Genomic DNA, 17,060 nt, shown 5'->3' with positions numbered 1-17,060 from the left:
ATTTCTTTTGAACTAATTTCCAGTTCTTTTCATGACAAAAAAACTGCATTCATGCCAATTCGGCACAAACACAGTTTTGTATTGTCTATTAGATTAACATACCAGCAATCGCTGCACTTAGTAATGAGGCAAGCATACCTGCTGCTACAGCACGTATACCAAGACGTGCAATATCTCCACGACGTTCTGGTGCAAGTTTACCAAGACCGCCTAAAAGAATACCTAGTGAGGACAGGTTGGCGAAACCACATAATGCAAAGCTGATTACGACAACTGCTTTTTCACTTAAGTTTTCAATTTCAGGGGCAAATGATAAGTAAGCAACAAACTCATTCACAACAAGTTTTTGGCCAATGAAGCTACCAGCCATAACAGCTTCGTCCCAAGGTACACCAATTAAGAAGGCAAGTGGGGCAAATAAAAACCCTAGAATTAATTCTAGTGATAATTGCTCAAAACCAGCAAAACCACCTAAGATCGATAACAATCCATTGATCAAAGCAATTAGGGCAACGAATGCAATTAACATAGCAGCGATATTTAGCGCAAGTGTCAAACCAGTACTCGCACCTTTTGCTGCTGCATCAATTATATTTACTGTCTCTTCGTCTTTAGCTAGTACAAAATCATCGACCTCGTTTGTGTTACGTTCTGTTTCAGGAACAATCATTTTCGCCATGATTAAACCTGCTGGAGCGGCCATGAAACTGGCTGCTAGTAAGTACTCAAGTGGTACACCAAGTAGAGCGTAACCAATTAATACAGATCCAGCTACAGATGCAAGTCCCCCTGTCATAACCGCAAACAATTCAGAGTTTGTCATCTTATTTAAGTAAGGCTTAACAATTAATGGTGCTTCTGTTTGTCCAACGAAGATGTTAGCAGCAGCCGACATCGATTCTGTTTTCGATGTACCAAGAAGCTTCGCTAATCCGCCACCAATAAATTTAATGACAAATTGCATGACTCCGATATAATAAAGTACAGAAATTAGAGCCGAGAAGAAAATAACGACAGATAATACATTAATCGCAAAAACGAACTCGATTCCTGAATCACCGAAGAATCCACCGAATACAAAGTCGATTCCTTCATTTGCAGCCGAAATAATCCAAGATACTCCTTCTGTTAATCCTTGCAATGCTTGCTGTCCAATGGTCGTTTTTAAAACAAGAACGGCAAAGCCAATCTGAATGGCTAGACCACCTAAGATCGTTCTTGGTTTGATTGCTTTACGGTTTGATGAAAGTAAGAATGCGATTGCAAAAACCGTAATAATCCCAACAATTCCCCACAAAAAATTCATCCCTATTGCTCCCCTTTTTTCATATTTTAGCGAGTACCCTACCTGACTCACTAGAGCCTTACTTGTTATACCGATAAATAATAACCTTCACATTAATCTACTTATCCACGTGTATAGCATGCTTCACTAAGATGAATGATATGTATAAATCATTCATGCAGTAACACATTGCAAACGCTTACTATCTAAACGCACAGTAGCATGATTAATGAAAAATATGTCGAATTATAAAGAACTTTGTCGAGTTGTCAGACGTCAGAACTTCTTTATTACTATAGCAATTCCAAAAAAAAAAGTAAATAAAAATTTGAAGGAAAACTTATTTTATATTTATAATTTTATCTACGCCTAAAATGTGTTGATATATGTGCATCATTAATAGAAAAAAGGAGGAGTTAGGATGGATAAAAGAGTGGAATCTGACACACTTGGTAAGATGTTTATTGATCATTCAAAGCTTTGGGGAGCACAAACGCAAAGAAGCCTAGAAAATTTTCCCATAGGTACAGAAGTCATGCCACAAGAAGTCATCTTTTCTTTTTTACAATTAAAGAAAGCATGTGCTATTGTGAACAAACAGCAAGGTCAATTAACAGAGAAAAAGGCTAACGTCATCGTCCAGGCGATTGAAGAATTGTTAAAAAGCGACTTGACTGAACATTTTCCACTCGTCGTATGGCAAACAGGTAGCGGTACTCAGACAAATATGAATGTAAATGAAGTTGTCGCAACATCAGCAAATGAGTACATAAGTGAACCGATTCACCCAAATGACGATGTGAACTGTTCTCAAAGTTCAAACGATACCTTCCCTACTGCGATGCATCTCGCAGCCGTGATTGCTGTTGAATCCCGATTAATCGATGTTCTAGACCGAATCATTACGACATGTGAGCAGAAGGAATCTGAATTTCGCGATGTTGTAAAAATCGGTCGAACGCACCTTCAAGATGCAACGCCGCTAACTGTTGCAGATGAAATAAGTGCTTGGCGGCACATGCTATTAACGAGTAAAAAATTCATTATAGAAAGTTTAAACCATGTGCGAATTCTTACTATTGGAGGAACCGCTGTTGGCACCGGGTTAAATGCACCTGATGGATTTGGTAAGGACGTAGCTTCACAGCTTGAGCAACAATTAAATACTTCCTTTCACTCCTCTGAAAACTTTTTTCACGGCTTAACCAGTCATGATGCTCTTGTTGGCTTACACGGCCAGTTAAAGGGACTCGCGGCTAATGTCTTTAAAATCGCCAACGATATTCGCTTTCTTGCTTCAGGACCACGCTCTGGTATTGGGGAATATCAACTCCCAATCAACGAACCCGGTAGTTCGATCATGCCTGGTAAAGTTAACCCCACACAAGCCGAAGCTTTAACGATGGTATGTGCCCAAGTGATGGGCAATGATACGACGGTTGGCTTTGCTGCAAGTCAAGGGCACTTGCAATTAAATGTGTTTAAACCTGTTATCATCTACAATGTATTGCAATCGATCCGCCTCTTATCAGATGGTTTAGCCAGTTTTCATGATCGCTGTTTAATTGGTTTGACGATCAATGAAAAGAAAATTACAGAACATTTGCAGCAATCTCTGATGCTTGTGACAGCACTCAATCCTCATATCGGTTACGAAAAAGCGGCTAAAATTGCCAAGTTAGCCTTTGAAGAAAACCTAACATTAAAAGAAGCGGCCATTAAGACAGGGTTTATACCTGCTGATCAATTTGATCTACTCGTTCGGCCTGAGAACATGATTAAGAAACGCTCCATATAGATAATAAAAAGAGCTAGTGCATCAAGGCGCCAGCTCTTTCTTCATCATTCATCATACGTATAACGGACAATGTATCTATCTGTTTTTAATTTTCGTACCTCGACAAGTGGGCCGATTTCATATCCATTCTCCCAATTATCCTCAAGCTTCGCTTTAATGCAACCAGCTTGAAATTTAGTGCGAAATGTTTGTTTATAATAAATCCACTTCGGCAACGTATTCATCACTAAAGCATACCTTCTTTCGTGGGATTTCTTCTATTATAGTTTATATTGAAAATAAGCTCAATTTCCAGATCAAAAACACCTACACATATTATCCATGCGTAGGCGCTTTATCTCTAACCAATAAGTTCTTCATCTTCACGCTTTTTAATATCCTCTATCCGGCGATTTTCTTGTATGTCACGCAAACGATGAGCAAGTCTTGCCGCCGCACTCGCAGCAATACTAGCAACAAGATCATCTAAAAACGTATGTACTTCTGACTTTCTATGATCTAAATCTTTAATAATCCCAACTTTTTGTTTATCAAGGAAACCAAACGTCGTTACAGCAATGCTTCCAAACCCAAAAACAGAGCCTAATGCGATCGTTTCATCAACGCCAAACAAACCTTCATCTGAATCAATCAGTGACTGAAGTGGTTCAGACAGTTGCTTACGCTCGGCTAATACATCCAATTCTATCCCAACAAGAACAGCATGTTGAATTTCTCGCTTGCATAAAACAGCATCCACACCCTCATAGCACTCTTCTATCCTCAACTCTGGATTGTATGGTAATTGAAGCTCGTACACGATGCTTGCGATATCCTCAATCAACACGCCTCTTTCTATTAATTTCTCTCTCGCTGCTTGTTCAACTACTTCACAATGAACTGGTATTTTCATGCTGATCCCTCCTTAGTCTTTATTTTATCACAGTTTACAGAAAAGTCGTTTAAATAGAAAATCAACACCTCATCTACAACGTCCATTGAGATTTTTCTCTGATAATTATGGTAGAATAAAGGCATCCAATAGGTAAATTGAAAGGATTGTTTATACATGGCCAAACGTTATGAAGGAACATTATCTGAAGAAGTATTTCAAAGTGACTATTTAGAAACAGAACAAAAGCTTTTATTTTACACGCCACCTAATTTCACTCCATTAAAATCATATGACTTATTGATTTGTCAGGATGGGAACGATTATTTTCAATTAGGACGTATTCCTAGGCAGGTGGAGGATCTCATTGAAGAATCCGAGATCCGTGAGGTGATTATTGTCGGTGTTCCTTATCCTTCAGTAGACGAACGACGTAAGCGGTATCATCCGAACGGTGAGAAAGCTGAAGCCTACAAACGGTTTCTCGCTCATGAACTTGTCCCTTATTTAGATGATAAGTTTCCCACGCACCAACTGGCTACGAGCCGCACACTAGCAGGTGATTCACTGGCTGCGACGATTTCACTTATGGCGGCTCTTGACTATCCAAATCTATTCGGACAAGTCATGATGCATTCTCCATTTGTAAACGACACGGTGCTCGATGCTGTTCGTCAATGTAAACAACCTGAGTCTCTTCACATCTACCACGTCATCGGAACTGAGGAGACGACGGTCAAAACGACGGATGGCAAGAAGCTAGACTTTCTCACACCGAATCGTGACCTCAACAAACTTATGACAGAGGCTCGTTTCCCTTATCATTATCACGAATTTAACGGTGATCATACATGGACGCACTGGCAAAAAGATATCCCAAGAGCGCTGACAACTTTAGTACCATTTATATAAGTAAGGAAATTACAATTAGACATTGTTGCCATTAATCAGTAAGATAAATAAAAAAGATCAAGAGAGGATGATAATCATGAAGTATGGTATTGCTTTATTTCCATCAAAGAAACTACAAGACCTAGCTAATTCACACCGCAAGCGTTACGACTCGCACTATGGATGGATACCGCCGCATATAACTATGAAAGATCCTTTTGAAGTAAGCGAGGATAACCTACCTTTTATCACGTCTAAATTAAAAGAAATTGCTTTAGCCGCCCAACCGGTCGAGATTGATGTGTATAAAGTAGATACGTTTTATCCGCTGTCTCTAACGATCTTCTTTAAAATCAAAGAACATCCAACATTAACCACTCTGCACCAAATGCTGCATACAGAGCCTTTTGAAGAGACGCCAAAACATAAATTCATCCCGCACCTAACAATAGGTCAAGACTTATCAGAAAAAGAACATGCTGATGTCTTAGGTCAACTAAAAATGAAAAAAGTCAATCACCATGAAATCATTGATCGTATGCAATTAATGTATCAACTAGAAAACGGCTCATGGACAGTGTATGAGACATTTCGCTTAGGGGAGAATCACTCATGATCGATGTTATGAAAGTCACGAATCAATCCCAACTAGATGATGCCTATTCAGTCCGTATGAACGTCTTTGTCGACGAACAAAATGTTCCAAAAGAAGAGGAGCTCGATCAGTACGACGAAACGGCCACACATTTTGTCGTTTACAATGGCAATGAAGTCGTTGGTGCTGCTCGACTCCGTCAAGTCGAAACATATGCAAAGATGGAACGGGTTTGCATCGCTAAAGAAGTCCGCGGCACGGGTGTAGGCAAGATCTTAATGAAACAAATGGAAGCCGAAGCCAAAGATCAAAAGTTAAGTACGTCTAAACTGAACGCACAAACTCAAGCCGTTCCTTTCTATGAAAAATTAGGTTATACCGTTATCTCAGAAGAATTCCTAGATGCAGGCATTCCACATGTAACGATGACGAAAGCTTTATAGTAAATTAACAAGGCGACCTCTATGTGAGATCGCCTTGTTTTCATATCACTATTTCTCTTCAGTTTGTTCGAGTCTTGCTTGTACAGATGCTCTCTTACTACTCAGCGTGCTTTCCTTATCACGTCTGTCATCAATGCGAATATTTGTCGCCACACGCTTTAATCCATGCTTAAATGGAACTTCGTGAATTGCTTGAATGACTTCAAACAACACTGGTAATTCCCCTTCTATCAATGTACTCATTGGTGTGAGTTCATACGTAATTTTCCCTTCGTACTTAGCTAAGACTTGCTGAATCTCAGCTACATATTGACTAACGCTTGGGCTCTCAGTTCCAATTGGAATAACCGTTACATCAACAATTGCCATATGCTTCTCCTCCTTTTTCTTCGTGACCCGCTTTTCAACGAGATGTTGTGGGAATTCTTCCTTCGCTAACTTTCGATAAGACTCAATCGCACAAATAATATGTTTATGCTCAGGCTCGCTTGTGGTCACTTTCACTTGTAACCAATACGAGATCGCTAGGATGAATGATTTCAGCCATCGAAACGCTTTATACTTCATTAATTGTTGAACGACTGGGATCGCTAGTAGAGAACCATATGAGCCATACATGAGCGCTTCAGACCATTGCCAGCCTCCTGCATACAATCCGATTACCGTTACGATCACACTTAGAAAATAAATAACGACAACATTGGTCGAGCAATTCCTATTTGTAATAGCCGCTTTTTTAATTCGATACATTCGACCACGACGCTTCACCCCTCGGTCACTAAAGACCTTATGCTCTGCCCCGTGGTATTTCTTTAAGCTTTCAGGAAAAATAAAATGCGTTCCTAACATTAAATAAAACAACGTATAAACAGGTAGACCTGTCCAATTTGATGCATCAATAAGCGTCGTCAATTTCGGAACAATGACGAGCGATACCCAAGCAGCGGCTATTAATGTAAACCACATCGGCATCGCAGAAATGATTTGTCTCATCATGACTAGCATCGTCTTTGTCTCGTAAGGCTTGATCCATGTTTTTAGTCGTCCGTTTTCATGATAGGCACACGCAACATGCATTTTTCCAATGAAAAAGATTCCCCGTTGGTAGGACAAACCGCGAATCATCATTTCACGCTTCTCCTCTCCTTTTCCCTACTTATGGTTTAGGTGCTTGTTCAATAATCCAATGAGGTACATTTTGTGCCCCGCTAAAATCTAGTACAGTAAACTGTGCATCTTCTTTCGTTAACGGGCTATGATTCACCCACGTATGAAGGAGTTTAACAGAAATATCACTTGAATCAATCTCTGATCCGCTTACTGTTACAACCATTTGACCAACGTTACCATAGCTTTTATGTTGGTCTAATTCATTTGGATATTCGAAAATCATGCCATTGTCTACACTCTGCCCCATTGTTTCATAAATAACTTCGTCGGCATAGATTAATTCGAGTTTGGCATCTTCAAATACAACGTCTTCTCTAGCATTCGTTCTAGATGAATCTAACACTGCCACACTTACATAGTCCTCTCCGTACATGCCACCATCTGGCATCATCGTCCAGTCCCAGTTCACACGAACCACCCAATCCCCCTCACGCTCAGATGCATGAACGTCTAACTCGATCACATCTTCTAATTCTTCATGTGTCATTGTTTCTACCTGGCCTAGAAAGTGATACCCACCAAAAAACATCAAAACCATTAAAATCGCAGGTAAAATTAAAACAAGCTTGTTTCCATTAAACATAATGACTAATTTCCCCTTTTATCCATATCTCTAGATTGAACCATTATATTCAATCCGACGTAACTGCATTTTTTTATTGAAGAATCGACGATATGTAAACACTGTAACAAGCATCGCACTCACGGATACGGCTACGAAAATACTTAAGGATATAACGATTTGATAGCGAATCGCTACATGCGGTGAGACACCTGCTAGAATCAGACCTGTCATCATTCCAGGCAACTGAACAAGCCCGATCGTTTTTAAACCATCAACATTTGGAATCATGGCTGCTCGTACGATTCGTTTGATCACAGGTTGAGTAGCCTCTTTAGGAGTTGCTCCAAGAGAAAGAGACGCAAGCAATCGTGAATGGTTTTCTTTGAATTCACTCTTCATACGCTCTAGTGCAAGGCCAATGGCAACCATACTGTTTCCGATAACCATCCCGCTCATCGGAATGACTTGCTCTGGTACAAATTCAATCATACCAAATCCAAGCCACATCGAGAGCACCACGAGTTCCACTGTCACTAAAATGCCAAAGATTAAAAATATAACTCCGCTGATTCCTTGACCTTTTTTCCCAGCATGAAAACCTGCAACAGTAATCATCACGGTTAACATTAACGGTATCCCCACTAATGGAGGTAATTCAAACAAATATGTTAGTAGGTAACCGATTAAAAAGAGCTGTGCTGCTCCTCTAAACGATGACCATGTAATACTTTTTGTTAAATTTAATGAGTACAGATACGACAAAGAAACTGGAATGAGCACAAAGACAATTAAAAATAGCATCGATGTAGTCGATATTTCAGGAGCCATTATGCTTCATCCCCTTCCGTATCACGATATAAAAATCGCTTTGCACGATCAGATTGTGGAGACCTGAAAAATTCTTTCGTTTCGCCATGTTCAATTAATTCGCCTTGCTCTAAATAAAATGTTTGATCTCCTAATCTCTCAGCTTGTTCCACATCATGTGTCACCATAAAAATCGTTTTCCCCTTCTTTTGAAGAGTCCGAATAAAGTCTTCGACTAATTCGACATTGCGTAGATCTAGGGCACTGGTAACTTCATCTAGCAATAAAATCTCTGGCTCATTCGCTAATGTTCGTAAAAAGGCAACTCTTTGTTGTTCGCCTCCTGAGAGTTCTTCAATCGGTTTATGGAGAAAGTCAACAGGTAAGTGAACGGCTTCAAGTAATTCAACTGTTTGATCATCAGACCAATCTCGCCCGTGCAATAGTGGGCCGTATGAAACATTATCCTTCACCGTCCCCTCAAATAAAGCGGGAGATTGAAAAACCATTCCAATTCTTTGTCTTAATTCAACAATTGAAAAGTCTTCAATTGCCTTTCCCCTAAACAGAATTGAGCCATCTTTCTTGTCACTTAAGCGATTCATTAAGTAAAGTAAGCTACTCTTTCCTGCTCCTGATGGACCGATCAATGTGACAATTTGATTTTCAAGTACGGTAAATGAAATATTATTTAAAATGTCTGTGCTGACATCTTTCCATCGTACGATTTCCACCTATCCACCTCAGTTCCCATCTTAGATCCTTTACTAGATCTTATTATACAGGAATGCAAGACGAAACAAAAAGTCTACTCATTTAAGTAGACTTCCACGTTTGCTTAGGACCTATTTTGTTTGTATGCATGATGATTCGTGGGACCAATTCCAGAGCCGATCTCAAGTGAATGACGGATCGCTTCGGTGATAAATTCTTTGGCTGTTTGAACGGCTTGTTGAATCGGCTTACCTTTCGCTAATTCAGCAGCAATCGCTGCAGCATAGGTACACCCTGTGCCGTGGGTGTGTTTAGTGTTGATTCGTTCAGTATGGAGCTGATGAACTCGTTGGCCATCAAAAAGTAAATCAACAGCAGGACCTTCTTTCAGATGCCCGCCTTTTAATACGACGTAGGTTGGTCCAAGTGTGTGAATTGCGCGAGCCGCTTCTTCCATCTCCTCTAATGACTCCATTTCCTTAACTCCAAGAAGCTTTGCTGCCTCTGGTAAGTTTGGAGTGACCACCGTTGAGATCGGTAATAATTCGCGAATCAAGGCATCCGTTGCTTCATCTTGTAGCAAGGTTGCTCCGCCTTTGGCAATCATAACAGGGTCAACAATAATTTGTGTCACATCATATTCTTTTAACTTACGGGCAACGAGTGTAATAATATCTGCTGAAAACAACATCCCCGTCTTGACCGCGTCTGCTCCAATGTCTGAAAGAACCGCATCAATCTGCGCCTCAATTGCCTCTAACGATTGAGGAAACACTCCATGAACCCCTAGCGTATTTTGAGCCGTCAGTGCTGTAATCGCACTCATTCCAAACGTATCGAGTTCTTGAAACGTTTTTAAATCTGCTTGAATCCCCGCTCCACCGCCACTATCGGAACCTGCGATCGTTAAAACTTTAGCCATTGTCATATTGTATACGTCCTCCCATCAATCTCTTATTCATATGTAAAACGTTCAGGTGTAAAAAGCTTTAACGGTACTGGTGACTTGCTGCCTTGGATTAGGGATGAGACCACTTTTGCTGTGATTGGACTTAATAAGATCCCATTACGATAATGCCCTGTTGCAAAAATTATATGTGCGGCCTCTGGGTGATGCCCGATTAATGGATAGCCATCTTGTGTCGCTGGTCTTAACCCAGCCCAGCGATGAAAAGGTTGCAATGTTTTTAAAAAAGGCAAGATATTTGGGTTCCAATTCGTTAAACGATGAATTCCCTTGTCTGTCACATCGGTAGCAAATCCAGCTATGTCTTCAGATGCCCCATTCACAAGTGTTCCGTTAGCCTTTGGAACAACATAGCCTTGGCTCGTGTAAATAATATGATTCACCGCTTGATTCCCTAATTCATACGCACAGATCTGACCACGAATCGGAAAGATAGGAATTCGTAGGGAGAAGGTTTCCTCAAGCTCCGATGACCAAGCGCCACTGGCTACAACTAATCGATTCGCTTGAAAGGATTGTCCGTCTCTTGTTACTACCTTGATTTCTTCTTTCCAGCTATGAATCGTAACTTCTTCTAACTCTTCAACAATCTTCACACCATTCTTCAAGCAAGCAAGTTCCAAGGACTTCACGTAATCTGGTGCAAACACATGACTTTCTTCTGGGTAATGCATTGCCCCAATAATTGAGTCAGATAAATGCGGTTCTAACGTTTTTAGCCGACCACCTGTAATAAGCTCAGCATCTGCTCCCCACTCTTTTTGCCATGACTGTCTCGTTTGGAGAGAGAGCATATCAGCTTCATGGTAAACGGCATGTAAACTGCCACTATTCGTGTATTCAAAATCAAATCCACTCATCTTTTTTATTTCTTGTTGCCAAGTATCATACTCTCTTAAACTAGCTAAACATAGATGGAAGAAATCATCAGGGTCTTCACCGATCTCTGAGTACGGTGCAAGCATTCCTGCAGCGGCTCCTGATGCTTGGCCCCCGCATTGGTTCTTTTCAAGTACCGTAACTTGATGGCCGTCACAAGAAAGTTGCCAAGCAACAGAAAGCCCGATAACTCCTCCTCCAAGGACAATGACACTCTCTGTCATGAACGTTCCACTCCTTCTAGTTGGTGACTATCGTGAAATCAATGATGTGAATTCACTGCTCGCTGTGGCGTACCTCTTTTTGGGTATCCGCCCTGCCACGTATGATGCGCGACCTGCGTCAATAGCGAGTTTCATCGCATAAGCCATTTGAACAGGGTCTTTTGCTTTTGCTACAGGTGTATTCATTAGGACACCGTCCACCCCAAGCTCCATGACTTCAACAATGTCTTTTGCTGATCCGAGACCTGCATCCACGATGATCGGTACATTTGCTTCTTCGGCAATCATTCCGATATTGTACGGATTCAACACACCTAAACCCGTACCAATGGGTGCCGCTCCTGGCATCACAGCAGCCGCTCCTGCTTCTTCTAGTCGTTTGCATAGAACCGGATCATCGGATGTATACGGCAAAACAACAAATCCTTCATTTGCTAAAATTTCAGTTGCTTTTAAAGTCTCAATCGGATCAGGAAGCAAGGTTTTTTCATTAGCACTGATCTCGACTTTGATCCAATTGCTAATGCCTGACGCTTTAGCCAATCGAGCAATACGAACCGCCTCTTCAGCCGTACTAGCTCCTGATGTGTTCGGTAAATAGGTAAAAGAATCTTGATCTAAATGCTGCAAGATCGCATCTTCACTCGGTGCATCCAAATTCACGCGACGAATCGCAAACGTTAACACTTCCGCCTCAGACACACGAATCGCTTCATTTTGAATGAATGGATTCGGATAACGTCCTGTGCCTAAAAAGAACCGGGATGATAACTCTTTTCCGGCAATGACTAATTTTGATGGTTTCATATCAATCAACCTCCTCCTACAAAATGAACTAACTCAATTTTCATTCCAGGTGTTACTTTCATTTCTCCCCATTTTTCGCGGTCAATAATAACGCCATCTACTTCTGTGACAACAAGATGACTTTCTAGATTGAAGTGGATAACAACTTCTTGCAACGTCTCTGCTTCAACTTGTTGTTCTTTCCCATTAATGATAAGTTCCATCATTACTTCGCTCCTTTTTCATCTAAAATAGCTATGAATTTCTCGCACGTTCCTTTGATATCATTGGCTCCAACAATCTCACTGATCATGCAAATTCTTGTGGCTCCTGCGTCTAATACTTGGTCGACATTATGAAGCTTGATTCCACCTAAAGCAACAAACGGAATGGTAATCTCTTCTACGACTTGTTTCACATAGGCTGTCGTAACTGGATCGACGACGTCTTCTTTACTATTTGTTTCAAAAATCGGTCCGACGCCAATGTAATCTGCTCCACCTTGTTCTGCTAGACGTGCTTCTTCAATAACATGGGTGGAGATCCCAATGATCTTATCCGGACCCACTACTTTTCTTGCCTCTTCTAGTGGTAAGTCATCTTGACCGACATGGATTCCATCGGCATCGACAGCTAAAGCAACATCAATATGGTCATTGACAATAAATGTAACATCATGCTTTCTTGTTAATTCTCGTAATGCTTTCGCTTTTTTTAAGACGTCGATCTTCTTGCTTTTCTTATCGCGTAATTGAATAATATCGACCCCACCTAGAATCGCTTCTTCCATTACCTCAATCAGATCTCTCTCTGGATGGAATTCTTCTCCTGTGATTGCATATAGTTTAAAATCTTTCATGTGATCTTCACCGTCTCTTTCCATTTTAGTTATTTTGATCATGAAAAAGCCGTATCCCAAAAACGTTTGGAATACGGCTACATATGATGATGAACTTATCATTTGAAGTCGACTTCCCTACGCTGGTATGAACCAGATCAGGTATAAGGGTAAAAGGAAACTACCTTTTTCTCAGCCTACTAAATGTAAGCACCCCTAGCCTTCTACAGCTTTATATAATTATGACTCTATTATGACAGACTCCATAGAAATTGCAAACAACAACATTTCTAGCTTGGCAACAGAGAAATTTTCTCTTTCTCTTCGATTAAAATTAATTCTTCTAACCGATTTCCTATTAACATCCTTTTTCCATCTGGAGAAAGTTTTAGCGGCACGTGCTGGCCAACTTCGAGAATCGTCACTTCTGAATCTCCTTTTGGCTGATAGGCTTTTAATTCATAGCCATCTTCGTAGCTGAAATAGTCGCCGCTATATTTTGGCCGCAAATAATAGAATGCCCCCTCATTTGCATCATATTGATGAAACGGCACCCACCAAGTTTCTGAGTACGTATTTAAAATAGGTATCTCTAGCTTACTAATCAGTTGATCTTCTTGCTTGAACGTGTACATCGTATACAGTTCATAAATCGAATCTACTGATACTTCTACTTGTATATGACCCGGAAAACTTATCATGGAAATCAATGGCTGATCAACTTTTTTCGTCTCCATCGATTCTAAATCTAATTTCTCTAAAGGAGCTTCATAATTCGGTTCGAATTCATCCCAGCTTAAGTACGCAATCTCTGTTTCTGATAGCCACTGAAAATACGTTTGCGATACTTCAATCGCCGTTACTTGTTGATTGGAAACATTCACATGAAACACTTCAAACTGCCAATCGGGTAAGTAGGTCACAAGCATGAACTCATCACTCTTATACGGGTTCCAATAAATCGTATAACTATCACCAAATTGGCGCAACTCTAGCTCCATTATGCCCTCTTGATTGACTACATTTAACGATGAACGATCTTGTGCATCAATTGTTACGATCGAAAACAACGAACGGTCTTCATTCCCCTTCACATCAACAATCCATTCATCCGTTTCAAAGAATGTCTTTAATTCACCGTTGTATAGATGATAACTCATTAACGAAGATTTCTGGTCATGTTCATTTAAATAAAGGATGGTCTTATCATTGAGCCAGTCAGTGACCATAGCAAAACCTGTTGCATCTTCAAGTGGCTTTACCGTCGTATTATTAAAAAAAGAAGAGGTGACTGCGGGCTTTGGCATATAATTTCGTTCTGTTTGCGGAAGTGGCTGACTCGTTCGTTCAAAAAAAGAACACCCTGACAAAAGAACTAAAAAGACAAGCACGTATATGATGTTCCGCATCGATTCCCCCTCCTTTTTCTCTAGTTTTTTCTATTATCGCATGACAAAGTTTGAACAACAATGATCGATGCGACCTATTTGTATGTAATCGTTGTTTTTAATACCCCTCACGAATCACTTCTCTATATAAGACGTTTAAGAAGCAAATAAGTTTCACATTTAGTTTTAATGATGATGTCAAATATTAACTTTATCATTAGTGACAGCAGATGTCAGGAGTCTAATTCTAAATTTTTTATAAAAAAAACATCCACTCTTCTCGAAGAATGGATGTCCATACGTATTTAACCGTAGATGAATCTTGCTCCTGCAATTCCTGGGTTTGTCATTTCCTTAGGATCGAGAATTTCATTTAACTCTTCTTCGGTTAAAATTCCTCGCTCTTGACAAATTTCACGAACCGGTCGATCAGATTGGATTGCTTCTTTTGCAATACGTGAGGCGACTTCATACCCAACATGAGGGTTGATCGCCGTAATTATCCCTACACTACGCTCGACCATCTCACGGCAATGATCAATGTTTGCTGTGATACCTTCTATTGCATATTTGCGGAAGACGTTCATTCCGTTTTGAAGGATGGAAAGAGATTGAAGCAAGTTGAACACAAGCACAGGCTCCATCACATTTAATTCGAGTTGACCTGCTTCTGAAGCTAAGCTGATGGTTTGGTCATTTCCTATCACTTGGAACGAAACTTGATTCATCACTTCACACATAACAGGATTTACTTTGCCTGGCATTATCGATGAGCCTGGCTGTCTAGGAGGTAAATTAATTTCATTTAACCCCGTTCGTGGACCTGAGCTCATTAAGCGGAGATCATTTGCGATTTTTGACAAGTTGATCGCCATAATCTTCATCGCACTCGATAGTTCTGTATAGGCATCTGTATTTTGAGTCGCATCAACTAAATTTTCTGCCGTTACAAATGGGAGACCGGTAATATCCGCTAAGTACCTAGATACTTTTTCAATGTACTCAGGCTTTGCATTTAACCCTGTCCCAACAGCGGTTGCGCCTAGGTTAATTTCATACAAGTGATCGACTGAGCGCGTGAGGCGACGTAAATCTCTTGTTAATACACGTCGATAGGCTCCAAATTCTTGACCAAGTCGAATCGGCACAGCATCTTGAAGATGAGTTCGACCCATTTTTAACACTTCGTCAAATTCGATTTCCTTCTCATGCATCGCTCCGATTAACTCCGTCAACGCATCGGTTAATCCTTTAGCTAAATTTAGGCTCGCAATGTGAATCGCTGTAGGAAAGGCATCATTTGTCGATTGTGCCATGTTCACATGAGTATTAGGGCTAACACGCATGTACTCCCCTTTTTCCCCACCAAGAATTTCAATAGCACGGTTGGCAATCACTTCATTGGCGTTCATGTTAAACGATGTGCCAGCCCCACCTTGAATCGCATCGACAATAAAATGCTCTAATAATTCGCCATTAATGATATCATCTGCGGCTGTTATAATCGCATCAGCTATATTCGTTTGCAAAGAACCTACATCACGATTTGCCATAGCTGCCGCTTTTTTTACATACCCAAATGCGCGAATTAATTCAGGATGTGGTGGATAACCTGTAATTGGAAAATTTTCGCGAGCTCTCATCGTTTGAATTCCATAATAAGCATCCTGTGGTACTTCTTTTTCACCTAATAAATCGCGTTCCGTTCGATAGTCAGTCATTGTTGTTGTTCGTCCTCTCTGTCCGTTCAGTCTATCTATTTTTCGTTGGTTTTTATTTATGCTTAGCATGACCAGATCTAGATCAGTCATGTATATGAGTTGTCCACTTTTATTTTATCATATGTTTGTATAAACGAATTGGTGTCTTATTTGGTTGCTTGTCTTGCAAGCCATGCACCGCCAATGACACCTGCATCGTTTCCAAGCGTGGCCACCTTAAATTCCGCACTTTCTGCGACACGGCCTAGTGCAAACCGTTTAAAATGATGCTGGAGTGGCGTTAATAACGCGGCTCCTGCTTTAGATACACCGCCACCGATAATTATTTTCTCGGGATTTAACGCATTGGATAAGTTTGCAATCGCAAGTCCTAAATGGGCTGCTACTCCATCTAGCACTTGTGTTGCGACTGCATCATTTTGTTTGACGGCATCAAACACATCTTTAGCCGTCAATGCCCCATGTTGATCATAAACATCTGTTAAGATACTTTCTACTCCTGTCGTGGCAATCGCTGCCACCGCTAGTCGAGCGATCCCCGTTGCTGATGCAATCGTTTCAAGACAACCCGTCTTCCCGCAATTACACGGAGCTCCGCCCTCAACGACCGAGGTAATATGACCAATTTCTCCGGCCATTCCACTTGCTCCGTGAAGGATTTGACCGTTAGCAATGATCCCACCGCCAACTCCAGTACCAAGTGTCACGCATAATAAGTTTTTAGCACCGTCTCCAGCACCACGCCACATCTCACCTAAAGCAGCAATGTTTGCATCATTATCAACGGTAACAGGCAAACCTGTTTCCAACTCAAGACGGTCTTTTAACGGAAAGTCTTTCCACCCGATGTTGACCGCTTGATAAATAAAGCCAGTCTCCATATCAATAAAGCCAGGTGCCCCCATTCCGATGGCAAGAAGATGATCTTTTTCTTGATTTAACTCTGTTAATTTATGGTCAATTGCTTTAGCAATGTCCATTGTTATGTGAATCCCACCGTCTTCTGTATTCGTTGGAATCTCCCACTTGGAGACGATTTCCCCATATGTTGTTAGAAATGCCATTTTTATCGTCGTTCCACCTAAATCAACGCCTACAAACCATTTCTCTGTCATTTT

General features: G+C 40.7%; 19 protein-coding genes, 1 pseudogene and 1 riboswitch. Of the genes and pseudogenes, 4 read left to right on the top strand and 16 right to left on the bottom strand.

Annotated elements, in window-relative coordinates; genetic code table 11:
- Positions 1–88 precede the first annotated feature (88 nt).
- Positions 89–1,306, bottom strand: coding sequence for a NupC/NupG family nucleoside CNT transporter (locus tag CDZ88_RS04905; protein ID WP_100372470.1), 1,218 nt, complete (start codon positions 1,304–1,306; stop codon positions 89–91).
- 400 nt (positions 1,307–1,706) lie between these two features.
- Here CDZ88_RS04905 and fumC point away from each other — a divergent pair, with 400 nt between their 5' ends.
- Positions 1,707–3,083, top strand: a complete 1,377-nt coding sequence (gene fumC / locus CDZ88_RS04900; RefSeq protein WP_100372469.1) for a class II fumarate hydratase — start codon at positions 1,707–1,709, stop codon at positions 3,081–3,083.
- Between the two features lie 44 nt (positions 3,084–3,127).
- Here fumC and CDZ88_RS04895 read toward each other — a convergent pair whose 3' ends face one another.
- Both CDZ88_RS04895 and CDZ88_RS04890 read right to left on the bottom strand, forming a co-directional pair.
- Positions 3,128–3,307: a hypothetical protein gene (locus CDZ88_RS04895; RefSeq protein ID WP_100374599.1), complete on the bottom strand. Its 180-nt coding sequence runs from the start codon at positions 3,305–3,307 to the stop codon at positions 3,128–3,130.
- A gap of 116 nt (positions 3,308–3,423) precedes the next feature.
- Positions 3,424–3,975, bottom strand: coding sequence for a phosphatidylglycerophosphatase A family protein (locus CDZ88_RS04890; protein ID WP_100372468.1), 552 nt, complete (start codon positions 3,973–3,975; stop codon positions 3,424–3,426).
- Positions 3,976–4,131: 156 nt separating this feature from the next.
- Here CDZ88_RS04890 and CDZ88_RS04885 point away from each other — a divergent pair, with 156 nt between their 5' ends.
- From CDZ88_RS04885 to CDZ88_RS04875, 3 genes are all read left to right on the top strand, one after another.
- Positions 4,132–4,866 (top strand): esterase family protein, encoded by a 735-nt coding sequence (locus CDZ88_RS04885; protein ID WP_100372467.1) that lies wholly within the window; start codon positions 4,132–4,134, stop codon positions 4,864–4,866.
- Between the two features lie 76 nt (positions 4,867–4,942).
- On the top strand, positions 4,943–5,461 hold the full coding sequence (locus tag CDZ88_RS04880) for a YjcG family protein (protein WP_100372466.1): 519 nt from the start codon (positions 4,943–4,945) through the stop codon (positions 5,459–5,461).
- Entirely contained in the window at positions 5,458–5,883 is a 426-nt protein-coding gene (locus CDZ88_RS04875; RefSeq protein WP_332849217.1) for a GNAT family N-acetyltransferase, read from the top strand. Before CDZ88_RS04880 ends, CDZ88_RS04875 begins: the two co-directional genes overlap by 4 nt.
- A 48-nt stretch (positions 5,884–5,931) precedes the next feature.
- Here the strand turns inward: CDZ88_RS04875 and CDZ88_RS17885 are convergent, their stop codons facing one another.
- The 13 genes and pseudogenes from CDZ88_RS17885 to CDZ88_RS04815 form a co-directional block, all read right to left on the bottom strand.
- On the bottom strand, positions 5,932–6,252 hold the full coding sequence (locus CDZ88_RS17885; RefSeq protein WP_332849230.1) for an MTH1187 family thiamine-binding protein: 321 nt from the start codon (positions 6,250–6,252) through the stop codon (positions 5,932–5,934).
- Between the two features lie 75 nt (positions 6,253–6,327).
- Positions 6,328–7,008: pseudogene (locus CDZ88_RS17880) on the bottom strand (DUF1385 domain-containing protein); the annotation flags it as partial.
- A gap of 31 nt (positions 7,009–7,039) precedes the next feature.
- On the bottom strand, positions 7,040–7,636 hold the full coding sequence (locus tag CDZ88_RS04865; RefSeq protein ID WP_100372464.1) for a hypothetical protein: 597 nt from the start codon (positions 7,634–7,636) through the stop codon (positions 7,040–7,042).
- Between the two features lie 30 nt (positions 7,637–7,666).
- Entirely contained in the window at positions 7,667–8,446 is a 780-nt protein-coding gene (locus tag CDZ88_RS04860) for an ABC transporter permease (protein ID WP_100372463.1), read from the bottom strand.
- The gene (locus CDZ88_RS04855) at positions 8,446–9,159 is read right to left on the bottom strand and encodes an ABC transporter ATP-binding protein (RefSeq protein WP_100372462.1); all 714 of its coding nucleotides are present in this window, start codon (positions 9,157–9,159) and stop codon (positions 8,446–8,448) included. The genes CDZ88_RS04860 and CDZ88_RS04855 overlap by 1 nt, the downstream gene beginning before the upstream one ends.
- A gap of 104 nt (positions 9,160–9,263) precedes the next feature.
- Positions 9,264–10,067, bottom strand: coding sequence for a bifunctional hydroxymethylpyrimidine kinase/phosphomethylpyrimidine kinase (gene thiD / locus CDZ88_RS04850; protein WP_100372461.1), 804 nt, complete (start codon positions 10,065–10,067; stop codon positions 9,264–9,266).
- Between the two features lie 26 nt (positions 10,068–10,093).
- Positions 10,094–11,209, bottom strand: coding sequence for a glycine oxidase ThiO (thiO, locus tag CDZ88_RS04845; protein ID WP_100372460.1), 1,116 nt, complete (start codon positions 11,207–11,209; stop codon positions 10,094–10,096).
- Positions 11,210–11,236: 27 nt separating this feature from the next.
- On the bottom strand, positions 11,237–12,016 hold the full coding sequence (locus tag CDZ88_RS04840; RefSeq protein WP_100372459.1) for a thiazole synthase: 780 nt from the start codon (positions 12,014–12,016) through the stop codon (positions 11,237–11,239).
- 5 nt (positions 12,017–12,021) lie between these two features.
- A complete protein-coding gene (gene thiS, locus CDZ88_RS04835) occupies positions 12,022–12,219 on the bottom strand; it encodes a sulfur carrier protein ThiS (protein WP_100374597.1) in 198 nt (65 codons plus the stop codon).
- A gap of 2 nt (positions 12,220–12,221) precedes the next feature.
- Positions 12,222–12,854 (bottom strand): thiamine phosphate synthase, encoded by a 633-nt coding sequence (gene thiE, locus CDZ88_RS04830; RefSeq protein ID WP_100374596.1) that lies wholly within the window; start codon positions 12,852–12,854, stop codon positions 12,222–12,224.
- A 97-nt stretch (positions 12,855–12,951) separates the two neighbouring features.
- Positions 12,952–13,061, bottom strand: a riboswitch (TPP riboswitch).
- Between the two features lie 62 nt (positions 13,062–13,123).
- Entirely contained in the window at positions 13,124–14,242 is a 1,119-nt protein-coding gene (locus tag CDZ88_RS04825; RefSeq protein ID WP_100372458.1) for a YqgU-like beta propeller domain-containing protein, read from the bottom strand.
- A 284-nt stretch (positions 14,243–14,526) separates the two neighbouring features.
- On the bottom strand, positions 14,527–15,942 hold the full coding sequence (gene aspA, locus CDZ88_RS04820) for an aspartate ammonia-lyase (RefSeq protein ID WP_100372457.1): 1,416 nt from the start codon (positions 15,940–15,942) through the stop codon (positions 14,527–14,529).
- Between the two features lie 146 nt (positions 15,943–16,088).
- Positions 16,089–17,057: an ROK family glucokinase gene (locus tag CDZ88_RS04815; protein ID WP_100372456.1), complete on the bottom strand. Its 969-nt coding sequence runs from the start codon at positions 17,055–17,057 to the stop codon at positions 16,089–16,091.
- Positions 17,058–17,060: the final 3 nt, after the last annotated feature.

Origin of the sequence: Bacillus sp. FJAT-45037, assembly GCF_002797325.1 — a bacterium.
In the GTDB taxonomy this organism is placed as follows: domain Bacteria; phylum Bacillota; class Bacilli; order Bacillales; family Bacillaceae_D; genus Alkalihalophilus.
Note: the sequence above shows the minus strand (reverse complement) of the source record. Positions and strands in the feature narration are given on the sequence as shown.

Coding starts and splice junctions, on each gene's coding strand:
- CDZ88_RS04880 (WP_100372466.1), top strand. CDS start 4,943: ATGAAGTATGGTATTGCTTTATTTCCATCAAAGAAACTACAAGACCTA.
- CDZ88_RS04895 (WP_100374599.1), bottom strand. CDS start 3,307: ATGAATACGTTGCCGAAGTGGATTTATTATAAACAAACATTTCGCACT.
- CDZ88_RS04905 (WP_100372470.1), bottom strand. CDS start 1,306: ATGAATTTTTTGTGGGGAATTGTTGGGATTATTACGGTTTTTGCAATC.
- CDZ88_RS04815 (WP_100372456.1), bottom strand. CDS start 17,057: ATGACAGAGAAATGGTTTGTAGGCGTTGATTTAGGTGGAACGACGATA.
- CDZ88_RS04825 (WP_100372458.1), bottom strand. CDS start 14,242: ATGCGGAACATCATATACGTGCTTGTCTTTTTAGTTCTTTTGTCAGGG.
- CDZ88_RS04840 (WP_100372459.1), bottom strand. CDS start 12,016: ATGAAACCATCAAAATTAGTCATTGCCGGAAAAGAGTTATCATCCCGG.
- CDZ88_RS04885 (WP_100372467.1), top strand. CDS start 4,132: ATGGCCAAACGTTATGAAGGAACATTATCTGAAGAAGTATTTCAAAGT.
- fumC (WP_100372469.1), top strand. CDS start 1,707: ATGGATAAAAGAGTGGAATCTGACACACTTGGTAAGATGTTTATTGAT.
- aspA (WP_100372457.1), bottom strand. CDS start 15,942: ATGACTGACTATCGAACGGAACGCGATTTATTAGGTGAAAAAGAAGTA.
- CDZ88_RS17885 (WP_332849230.1), bottom strand. CDS start 6,252: ATGGCAATTGTTGATGTAACGGTTATTCCAATTGGAACTGAGAGCCCA.
- thiS (WP_100374597.1), bottom strand. CDS start 12,219: ATGGAACTTATCATTAATGGGAAAGAACAACAAGTTGAAGCAGAGACG.
- CDZ88_RS04865 (WP_100372464.1), bottom strand. CDS start 7,636: ATGTTTAATGGAAACAAGCTTGTTTTAATTTTACCTGCGATTTTAATG.
- thiO (WP_100372460.1), bottom strand. CDS start 11,209: ATGACAGAGAGTGTCATTGTCCTTGGAGGAGGAGTTATCGGGCTTTCT.
- CDZ88_RS04860 (WP_100372463.1), bottom strand. CDS start 8,446: ATGGCTCCTGAAATATCGACTACATCGATGCTATTTTTAATTGTCTTT.
- thiE (WP_100374596.1), bottom strand. CDS start 12,854: ATGAAAGATTTTAAACTATATGCAATCACAGGAGAAGAATTCCATCCA.
- thiD (WP_100372461.1), bottom strand. CDS start 10,067: ATGACAATGGCTAAAGTTTTAACGATCGCAGGTTCCGATAGTGGCGGT.
- CDZ88_RS04875 (WP_332849217.1), top strand. CDS start 5,458: ATGATCGATGTTATGAAAGTCACGAATCAATCCCAACTAGATGATGCC.
- CDZ88_RS04890 (WP_100372468.1), bottom strand. CDS start 3,975: ATGAAAATACCAGTTCATTGTGAAGTAGTTGAACAAGCAGCGAGAGAG.